Annotated in this window: 12 protein-coding genes, 1 pseudogene and 1 riboswitch; all 13 genes and pseudogenes read left to right on the top strand. The window is 60.7% G+C overall.

All coding sequences use genetic code 11. The annotated features are described in order from the left end of the window. Positions 1–222: 222 nt before the first annotated feature. A riboswitch (Fluoride riboswitch) is annotated at positions 223–284 on the top strand. Between the two features lie 93 nt (positions 285–377). After that, positions 378–755 (top strand): fluoride efflux transporter CrcB, encoded by a 378-nt coding sequence (crcB, locus tag AC11W3_RS15710; protein WP_484090157.1) that lies wholly within the window; start codon positions 378–380, stop codon positions 753–755. Positions 756–766: 11 nt separating this feature from the next. Beyond that, positions 767–1,111, top strand: coding sequence for a DUF190 domain-containing protein (locus tag AC11W3_RS15705; RefSeq protein ID WP_484090156.1), 345 nt, complete (start codon positions 767–769; stop codon positions 1,109–1,111). Positions 1,112–1,314: 203 nt separating this feature from the next. Continuing rightward, positions 1,315–1,653 carry a YidH family protein gene (locus tag AC11W3_RS15700; protein ID WP_484090155.1) on the top strand — a complete coding sequence of 113 codons (339 nt, stop codon included), beginning with the start codon at positions 1,315–1,317 and terminating at the stop codon, positions 1,651–1,653. A gap of 148 nt (positions 1,654–1,801) precedes the next feature. Further along, on the top strand, positions 1,802–2,245 hold the full coding sequence (locus AC11W3_RS15695) for an OsmC family protein (protein WP_484090154.1): 444 nt from the start codon (positions 1,802–1,804) through the stop codon (positions 2,243–2,245). Between the two features lie 108 nt (positions 2,246–2,353). After that, positions 2,354–3,214, top strand: coding sequence for a PAS domain S-box protein (locus AC11W3_RS15690; protein WP_484090153.1), 861 nt, complete (start codon positions 2,354–2,356; stop codon positions 3,212–3,214). A gap of 66 nt (positions 3,215–3,280) precedes the next feature. Continuing rightward, a pseudogene (locus tag AC11W3_RS15685) lies at positions 3,281–3,385 on the top strand (helix-turn-helix domain-containing protein); the annotation flags it as partial. A 63-nt stretch (positions 3,386–3,448) separates the two neighbouring features. After that, on the top strand, positions 3,449–3,751 hold the full coding sequence (locus AC11W3_RS15680) for a type II toxin-antitoxin system TacA family antitoxin (protein ID WP_484090152.1): 303 nt from the start codon (positions 3,449–3,451) through the stop codon (positions 3,749–3,751). 3 nt (positions 3,752–3,754) lie between these two features. Further along, positions 3,755–4,279, top strand: a complete 525-nt coding sequence (locus tag AC11W3_RS15675; protein ID WP_484090151.1) for a GNAT family N-acetyltransferase — start codon at positions 3,755–3,757, stop codon at positions 4,277–4,279. Between the two features lie 309 nt (positions 4,280–4,588). Continuing rightward, entirely contained in the window at positions 4,589–5,317 is a 729-nt protein-coding gene (gene fabG, locus AC11W3_RS15670; RefSeq protein ID WP_484090150.1) for a 3-oxoacyl-ACP reductase FabG, read from the top strand. 257 nt (positions 5,318–5,574) lie between these two features. After that, positions 5,575–6,795, top strand: coding sequence for a beta-ketoacyl-[acyl-carrier-protein] synthase family protein (locus AC11W3_RS15665; RefSeq protein WP_484093321.1), 1,221 nt, complete (start codon positions 5,575–5,577; stop codon positions 6,793–6,795). Then, the gene (locus tag AC11W3_RS15660; protein ID WP_484090148.1) at positions 6,792–8,279 is read left to right on the top strand and encodes a phytoene desaturase family protein; all 1,488 of its coding nucleotides are present in this window, start codon (positions 6,792–6,794) and stop codon (positions 8,277–8,279) included. Before AC11W3_RS15665 ends, AC11W3_RS15660 begins: the two co-directional genes overlap by 4 nt. Further along, the gene (locus tag AC11W3_RS15655) at positions 8,270–9,499 is read left to right on the top strand and encodes a beta-ketoacyl-[acyl-carrier-protein] synthase family protein (RefSeq protein WP_484093320.1); all 1,230 of its coding nucleotides are present in this window, start codon (positions 8,270–8,272) and stop codon (positions 9,497–9,499) included. Before AC11W3_RS15660 ends, AC11W3_RS15655 begins: the two co-directional genes overlap by 10 nt. Further along, entirely contained in the window at positions 9,499–9,756 is a 258-nt protein-coding gene (locus AC11W3_RS15650) for a phosphopantetheine-binding protein (protein ID WP_484090146.1), read from the top strand. The genes AC11W3_RS15655 and AC11W3_RS15650 overlap by 1 nt, the downstream gene beginning before the upstream one ends. The last annotated feature ends 1 nt before the right edge of the window (position 9,757 follow it).

Raw genomic sequence — 9,757 nt, 5'->3', positions numbered from 1 at the left:
CCGCAGCAAGGTGGAGGGAGCAATCGAAGCCCTTACGGAAACTACCGCGAAGAATACCAGCGAACTGTCATCGTCGAAGAGATTGTCCTGGTCGTCCAACAGCGGTTGAGAAAGGCGCATTCCCTGGCTGCATGACGGCTGAGGCCTTATGCTCTAGTTTGACTGCCGAAATATGAGTTATTGCTTGATTTTTATAGCTCTTATTGATAATGTCTCCGCAACATAGCCCATGGCGATGGAGTTCGCCAAAACCGCTTTCACAAGCTGATGACTCCTGCTCTTAAACCTAGGGCAGGAGTTTTTTTATATCTTCGAATGTGGCTGATCGTGGTTCAGTCACTGACTGCGCGGTGAAATGTTGTAAAGGAGACAGGTGGATGAAGATCGCTGCTACTATTGCCTTGTTCTGCGCCGGCGGGGGAGTCACCCGTTACTACCTCTCGGGTTGGGTCTACTCGATCCTTGGCCGCGCCTTCCCGTACGGCACTTTTGCTGTTAATGTCATCGGCGCGTACCTGATCGGTCTGATCATGGAGCTGGGGATGCGGAGTTTCGTCCTTTCTGATACGCTCCGCTTGGGGCTCACTGTCGGCTTCCTGGGCGGGCTCACTACGTTCTCTACCTTCAGTTACGAAACCTTCCAACTCCTCGAGGACGGCCAGTTCGTGCTGGCCTTCGCCAATGTGCTGGGAAGCGTTTCGCTTTGCCTCGTGTTCACCTGGCTCGGCATTCTCACTGTCCGCTCTATCACCTAGGAGGAAAAATCATGGCCAAAACGATTGGCGAAAACATCGTGATGCGCATCTTCATCGGGGAAAGCGACCGTTACGCTCACAAGCCCCTCTATGAGGTTCTGGTGGAACTGTTCCGCAAGGAAGGCTTCGCCGGGGCCACCGTCACCCGCGCCATCAGCGGCTTCGGCGCCCACAGCGTCTATCACACCCAGAAACTGCTGGATATCTCATCCAACCTCCCCCTGATCGTCGAGGTGGTCGAGACGGAGGATAGGATCAACGCGATCATGCCTCTGCTCGACGAGATGATGAAGGATGGCGGCATGATTATTCTGGAAAGCGCCCGCGTCATCCGCTACTCCCCTTCACCGAAATAGCAGCCTACGCTTCGAAAAGCTGAGGGCGGAGGACTTCACCATCACCAGTCAGGTGAAGGGGAACGGGTGGCGTCTCTGGCGGTTGTGCGGCCGGCCTTCAGTTGACACCTCGACGTCCCCGGAATAGAGTTTCCTGAACACGTGCGCCCGATCCCACTACTAAAACGGGGCTGGATGTGGAACCTTGTGATCCCAGGATATACATGGCTGCCGAGCGCACCTTCCTCGCCTGGATCCGCACCGGGCTTGCCCTCATGGGCTTCGGCTTCATCGCCGCCAGGTTCGGCATCTTTCTCAGAGAGGAGGCTGCTTTGGTCTCCCCTTCCCCCCACCATCTCGGTCTTTCCCTTCCGGTCGGCGTCACCCTCATCGTCCTCGGGGTCTTCATCAACGTTAGCGCCGCGGTACGCCACCACCGCTACCTTCGCGCCCTCGACGAGGGCAACTTCAGGACCGCCTTCGGGACCACCTTCGCATTCGTTATCACCGGGCTGCTCGCTTTTATCGGCTTGGGACTGGCGATATACCTGGCGATGCTCTAGCTCTTGATTCCCCCGCGCACTCTCCTCAACTCTCCATGTCAGGCACCCGCACCCGCATCTACCGGTGCGGTGGAGTGAGAGCGGCTTGACAACAGCGCCTCTACCCGCAAAATGACCTATATCTCACCCTTAACAGTGGAGGATTCCCATGCAGATGAAGATCACATTCCCGCATGGCAAAAGGGTCAATGCGGTGATCGGCAGCTGGCTGATTCCCACCGACCAGCCGGTCGAATCCGGGGGAGAAAGCACCGCCCCCAGCCCCTTCGATTATTTCCTTGCATCATTGGGAACCTGCGCCGGAATCTACGTGCTCAGTTTCTGCCAGCAACGGGAGATCCCTACCGAGGGTCTGGAGCTCACCCAGCGGATGGAATACACGGTGGCCGAGGACGGGAAGAGGAGAATAGCAAAGGTCTACATCGACATCCATCTCCCGAAGGATTTCCCGGAGAAGTACGTCAACGCTGTCGAGAAGGCCGCCGGGCTGTGCGCAGTGAAGAAGGCCATCATGGAGCCGCCGGAATTCGAGATTACTGCCCGCCTGCCACAACAGGCCCACGACGAACCAAAGCCACGGCATCCGGAGTAGGCAAACGACGCCCTGCTGTGGAAGATCGTGGTCTACGTGATATCCTTATGCCATTGTCACGGCAATCCTGGTTCTTTCCTTGAAAGCTCCCATTCAGGAGGGATCTACATGGACCAGACACCTTTTACATTACTCTACGTAGAAGATGACCCCGTCAGCAGGGATCTGGTCTGCACGGCAATTTCGAGAAAGCTCCCGCAAGCCGAGCTGCACACCGCCGAAAACGGTGAAGTCGGGCTGCAGCTGTACATGCAGCTCTCCCCCGATATCATACTTACCGACATCTGCATGCCGGTCCTCGATGGCATCCAGATGTCCAAAGAGATTCTCGCCCTCAATCCCGCAGCCAAGATAATTGCCGCCACGGCAATCAGCGACACCCACTTCATGCTGGACGCCATCAAGATCGGCATCAGCCGCTACGTGCTGAAACCGTTCGACTTCAAGCTCCTCTTCTCCGCCATCAACGACGCAGTCAGCCAGGTCACCATGGAACGCCGGATCAGGGCGCAGAGCAATTACATACGCCAGCTCTCCTGTGCCATCGAGCAGAGCACCAGCATGGTCATGATCACCGATGCAGGCGGCGGCATCGAGTACGTAAACTCCAAATACGTCACCATCACGGGATACGCCGCCGAGGAGGTCATCGGCCAGAACCTGCGGGCCCTGATGCACGAGTTGACGCCGCCGGACATCCTGGAAGAGCTGTGGGCCCGGATCACCTGCGGTTCCGAGTGGCGCGGTGAGATCCTCAACAGGAAAAAAGACGGGGAGATCTACTACGAGGAGGTCCTCATCTCCCCCCTGACCACCGAGGAAGGAAGCGTCACAAATTTCGTGGCGGTGATGGAGGACATCTCGGAACGCAAGCGGGCCGAGGACAAGATCCGCACTCTCATCGATGAGCTCGAGCATAGCGTCAGGGATACCCATCGCGCCGGCTCGGCTCCCGTCCCTACTCTTTGACCGTCTCTCCACGGCTTCACTCCATCCCCCTCCACCCCGGAAAAGGGAATAGCTTCCGATCTGCCGGTGGCCGAGGCGATGTCCCGCGCCAACGGCAACCAGAGCAGTTCCGCCCGGCTCCTCGGCATCACCCAGTCCGCCCTGTGCAAGAGACTGAAGCGGGCGAAGTAGCCGTCAGCTTTGCTGTTGCCAAATTGGCACCACAGTTGTAGTGTTGTCTGGAAGGAGGCTGAAATGGCACACGCACAGGTTGAAAGAGCCGAGCCGGCTAATGATCGTATCACCGCACGTTTACCCCGGTCATCCAGGTCGATTATCGAGCGAGCTGCCGCTATTTATGGGGCTACCATTAACCAGTTCATCGTGCAGGCGGCCGTGGAACGGGCAAACCAGGTCTTGCAGAACATGGAGACGCTGAAGCTATCGACGCATGATGCTGAAAAATTTCTGGATGCACTGACCAATCCGCCTCAACCTAATCAAGAGCTCCTCGATGCAGCGCGCGCCCATCAGGAACTGGTGGAATCAAGAGATTAGGCGATGGCCTTCATCATAGCGCTACTGGACCCTGCCCGGCATGACCGCACCGCCTTTGACTGCGGGGAAGCCGACCTCAATGACTACCTCCAGAAGACAGCTCGTCAGCACCTCGAAAAAGGAATTGCCAACACCTACGTTCTCGTCAGCTCGGACGCCCCCGCAACCATCCTCGGTTTCTTTACTCTCTCCTTTCTTGAAGTTGACCTTTCACAGATCCCTCAGCAGTACCGGAAAAGATTTCCGCATACACGCCTGCCAGCTGCCAAACTTGGCCGCCTTGCAGTGGCCAGAAGGCACCAGGGCGAAAACCTTGGCAGACTGTTGGTGGCAAACGCCGTAAAACGTGTCGCCGATGCCATCAGAAATGCGGCAGGAGTCGTCGGCCTCTTCATCGACGCCAAGACGCCCCAACTCGCCAGCTTCTACAGCAAGTTCGGATTCATTCCCCTGGATGATACCCCCCTTACCTTGATGCTCGCCCGAGAGACCATTGTGGCTACCTTCCCCGAAAGCAGCGCTACCTGACAAAGTAATCCCTTTCCGTCAGCCCAATTAGTGCATTTTCATAGACATCGCTGGAGCCACTGCCGGTACCGCAGTGCTATCTACCCTGGCTGCGGAAGCCAGGATGAAATTAGTGTTATTTTATCTACTGGCACAGGTCTGGATGCCACTGTCACAGCCGCCACTTCTCTCCTATCAACAGGTTTTTCCTGACTTTTTAAGTCTTGCCGAAGACGGGAATTCCTTGTATAAGATAAGTCCTTAAAATAGTGCGACCTGATGCGGAGTTAGTTTAAACTGTGTCCGCTATATGAGGAAGGATCTACTGCCATGGAAGACAAGAAAATTGCCTTGGTGACCGGGGCAAGCAAGGGAATCGGGGCGGCTACTGCCCTCGTTCTGGCCCGTGACGGTTATGATATCTGGCTCAACTATCGCTCCGACCATGACTCCGCTGCCGCTGTCGCGGCGAAGATCGAGGAGATGGGACGCTCCTGCCTGCTCCTCCCTTTCGACGTGGCCGATCCGGCTGCGGTCAAGGAAGCTCTCTCCCCGCATCTCGATCAGGAAACCCCGCATGTGCTTGTGAATAACGCCGGGTTTGCCAAGGATGCCCTCATGGTCTGGATGGGCGAGGGCGAGTGGAAGGACGTGCTCTCGGTCCACCTGGATGGGTTCTTCCTGGTCACCAGGCTCCTGCTGGTCGGCATGCTGAAAAGAAGAGGCGGGAGGATCATCAACATCGCCTCCACTTCCGGCGAAAGCGGGATGCCGGGGCAGGTCAATTATTCGGCGGCCAAGGCCGGCCTCATTGGCGCCACGCGAGCTCTCGCGGCGGAATCGGCCAAGCGGAAGGTCCTCGTTAACGCCGTTTCTCCGGGATTCATCGAGACCGAGATGATCGAGGGGCTGCCGACCGAGCGGATCCTCCCGATGATCCCGATGGGGCGGGTGGGCAAGCCGGAGGAGGTCGCGGAGGTTGTTTCATTCCTCTGCTCCGACAAGGCTTCGTACATCACCGGTCAGGTCATATCGGTGAACGGCGGGGCGTACATGTAGGTAACAATCCCCTCTCCCTCCGGGAGATGCTGGCCAAAGGCCGGGTGAGGAAAGCTGCCCCCGGCAGCATTTTCGTTTACGACTGACGCCCTCACCCTGACCATCTCCCGGGGGGAGAGGGGACAGGCTTGACCCGTTCGTGCCGAGCTTGTCGAAGCACGCATACCGAAAGCCGTTCGCGGGATTGACGTGCCGCGATGCCGGCGGGTCGGCGCTGCCCCGTTCTTAGCAATGTCATGTTTTTGTTGTGAGGGTTCGTGCATAGAGTAGCAATTACCGGAATCGGAATCGTCTCCTGCCTCGGCAATACCATCGAGGCGGTCGGGGCAGCGCTGAGGGAGGGGCGCTCGGGAATCGTCATAGACGAAGCCCGCCGCGGACTCGGCTTCCGAAGCCCGCTCACCGGCGCCATCTCCGGCTTCGATCCGCGGGCACTCCTTTCCAAAAAGCAGTGCAAGACCATGCCGGAGTTCGCCGTGCAGGCGCACGCGGCTGCCGTTGACGCGCTCTCGATGTCGCGGCTGTCGCCGGAGGAGATCGAGAACGAGGAGACCGGACTGATCTTCGGCTGCGATTCCAGCTGCGTTGCCGCGGTGGAGCAGGTCGACCTCCTCCGCGAGCGTGGCGAAACGAAGCTGATCGGCAGCGGCCATGTCTTCCGGTCGATGACCTCCTGCATCACGATGAACCTCAACACCCTCTTCAAGACCCGGGGCGCCTGCTGGACCATCAGCTCGGCCTGCTCGAGCGGAGGGCACGCCATCGGCCAGGCCGCCGACCTGATCGCCTTCGGCCGCCAGCAAAGGATCATCTGCGGCGGCGCCCAGGAACTCAACTGGGAGTCGATGTGCAGCTTCGACGCCTTGGGGGCCTTTTCCATCCGGGTCGATGAACCGACCAAGGCATCCCGCCCCTTCGATGCGGCCCGCGACGGGCTGGTCCCGAGCGGCGGCGCCGCGGCCCTGGTGCTCGAGCGCTACGACCTGGCGGTGGCGCGCGGGGCGACCATCCTGGGAGAGGTGGTAGGCTACGGCTTCTCCTCCGACGGGAGCCACATCTCCGTCCCGAGCGAAAACGGGCTGCAGCGCGCCATGCTTAAGGCGATCTCGCTCGCCGGCATTACGGAAATGGACATCGACTACATCTGCGCCCACGCCACCTCCACCCCTGCCGGGGATGCGGCCGAGGCCAGAAATATCACGGCACTCTTCGGGCCCAGGACCCCGCCGGTCTCCTCGTTGAAAGCGATGACCGGCCACGAGCTCTGGATGTCCGGCGCCTCCCAGGTTGTCTATACGACCATCATGGCCAGGCTCGGGTTCATCGCCCCGAACATCAACTTTACGGAACCGGACGAGTTCTCGGCCCGGCTGAACATAGCAACGGAGCGGATCGACAGGACGCCGGAGCATGTCCTGTGCAATTCGGCGGGCTTCGGCGGGACCAACTCCTGCCTGGTCCTTAGATTCGCGGCATGACCTACGACTTCGTGGTCATCGGCGCGGGGATGTCCGGCATCGCGTCGTCGATCACGCTGGCCCAGAAGGGATTCAAGGTCGCGCTCCTGGAGAAAGAGCCCCGCACCGCACCGCTGCTGCGCGGCTTTTCGCGCCAGGGCATCCAGTTCGACACCGGTTTCCACTACACCGGCGGGCTCGGCGCCGGAGGCCAGCTGGAACTCTTTTTCCGCTACCTGGGCCTCTCCGACAAGATAACCAGCTTCGCCTTCAATGACGACGGCTTCGACCTCTTCGCCTGCGCCGCCGAGGGCTTCGAGTTCCGGTTTCCCAGCGGCTATGACCGCATCCGCCACGCGCTCTGCACGGCCTTCCCGAGAGAGGGCAGGGCCATCGAAAGCTATCTTTCGCAGGTGCGGGCCATATCCGACGGCATGCCGTACCAGAACCTGGACGCGCCCGTCAACTCGGAGAGCCAGTTGCAGCGGGTCTTCGGGCCGACGCTCAAGGAAACGCTCGACGCCCTGACTGACAATGCCGTTTTGAAGGCGCTTCTTTGCATGCACGGGCTTTTGTACGGCGTGCCCAGTGACGAGGTGGCCTTTGCCCAGCACGCCGTGGTGGTGGGGAATTACTACCAGTCGGCCAGCGGCATCCGAGGCGGAGGAGCGAGCCTTGCCGCCGCCTGCGATGCCCGGCTCAAGGAAGTAGGGGTCGACCTCTTCTGCGGCACCGAGGTTAAGGGAATCACTGTGGACCGGGAGGGAGCCTTCTCCGGGGTCGGCCTCGCCAGCGGGGAAATGATCAGCGGGCGGCAGTGCATCGCCACCATTCACCCGGGGCTCCTTCTCAAACTGATACCGGAGGGGGTCTTCCGCCCGGCCTACCGAAAGCGGCTGGCCTCCCTCGACGAGTCCATCTCCGCCTTCCTGGCCTTCGCGGCCTGTGGAGACCCCCTTCCCTCGCTGTCGGGGACAAACCTGTACCTCCTCCCGGACGCGGCGTCAATCCACGATATGGGAAGGCAGCCGGTCGGGGTTTCGCCCCTCTACATAAGCGGCGCCTACGCCAATGGCGAGGCCGAGCCTTCGGGCTTCATCGGCATCTTCCCCGCCAGCTTCTCCGGGGTCTCGCCCTGGCTGGACTTGAAAAGGGGCCCCAGGCCGGCGTCGTACCGGGAGTTCAAGAAAGAGGCGGTGGAAGTGATGCAGCGCCAGCTTGAGCGGCTGGCCCCGGGCCTGGCGGCGACGGTCCGCACCCTGGAGGTCTCCACCCCGCTGACCCTCCGCGACTATTGCGGCTCGCCGGGCGGCGGCCTCTACGGCGTCAAGCACATGGTAGGGCAGTACAACCCGCTCCCTGCCACCAAGATGAAAGGGCTCTTCCTCGCCGGTCAGGCGCTGGTGGCCCCGGGCGTGATGGGGGCCGTACTGTCCGGCTTGCTCGCCTGCGGCACCATTGTCGGGCATGAGCAGATGAGAAAGGATTTGAAGGGATGTTGTTGAGAAGAGTGGTAGTAACCGGGATGGGGGCCATCTCCCCCTTGGGCCGCGGGATTGGGCCCCTTATGGATGGTCTGCTGGCAGGGAAAAGCGGGGTGGTCCAGGTCCCCCGACTGGGCGAGATAGGCGGGATGAGGACCCGGGTGGCGGCGCTGGTGGCCGGCATCGATCCGAAGGAGATCCCCAGAAAATTCCGGCGCTCCATGTCCAACATGTCGATTTACGCCACCCTCGCCGCCCATGAGGCGGTAGGCATGGCGGGGCTCAGCGAGAGTGATCTCTCCTCCGGGAGGATCGGCGTCTCCATCGGGTCGACCACCGGCAGCCCCCAGACCATGGAGGAGTTCTTCCGGGACTACAACATCGATCACAGCCTGGAGAGGATGAAATCCACCCTCTTCTTCCACATCATGAACCACAGCTGCGCCTCCAACGTGGCCCAGGTGCTGGGGATTACCGGCCGCACGGTGGCCCCCGCCGCCGCCTGCTCGACCAGCTGCCAGGCCGTTGGCTACGCCGCCGAGATGATCGCCACCGGCAGGCAGGACGCGATGATCTGCGGGGGAGCCGACGAGTTTCACCCCTTGACCGCGGCGACCTTCGACATCATGAACGCCGCCTCCGTCGCCTTTAACGACTCCCCGACCGGCACCCCGCGTCCCTTCGACCGCGACCGCGACGGGATCGTCTGCGGTGAGGGGAGCGGCATCGTGATCCTCGAATCGCTCGACTCCGCCCTCGAGCGTGGCGCCGAGATCCTCGCCGAGGTCGCCGGCTTCGCCACCAACTCCGACCCCGCCAGCATCGCCAATCCCGACCCGGAAGTGATCGCCCGCTGCATGAGCCAGGCGATTGCCGACGCCGGAGTCCGCCCCGCCGACATCGATTACGTCAATGCCCACGCCACCGCCACCGAGCAGGGGGATATCGCGGAATGCCGGGCCATCGCCAGCGTCTTCGGAAACAACGCCCCCGTGAGCAGCCTCAAGGGGCACCTCGGTCACGCCATGGCGGCCAGCGGCACCCTGGAGCTGGCGGCCTGCATCGGGATGATCCGGCAGGGACTGCTGATCCCCACGCGCAACCTGGAGAACATCGACCCCGACTGCGCCGGGATCAGCCACGTCGACGGCATCATGAAGCGGCCGGTCCGGACGGTGATAAAGAACAATTTTGCCTTGGGTGGCGTCAATTCATCCATCATTTTAAGGAGATACCAGTAATGACTGACCAGCAGATCGTAGAACTGATCAACAGCTCACTCGCGGAGGAGTTCGAATACGACGGGGAGATGAAGCCCGAAACGACCCTTTTCGAGGAGATGGGACTGGACAGCCTGGATGTCGTCGACCTGGTGATCGTGCTGGAAACGGCATTCGGCATGAAAATCCGCGAGGAGGAAGCCATCCGCAGTATCCGCACCCTGGGGGACATTCACCACTTCGTCATCGGCAAGAAACGTCAGGCGGAGGCGGCCTAGT

It is taken from the genome of Geomonas sp. (assembly GCF_056994735.1).
The sequence above is the reverse complement of the archived record's forward strand: the minus strand, read 5'-3'. Positions and strand labels throughout refer to the sequence as shown.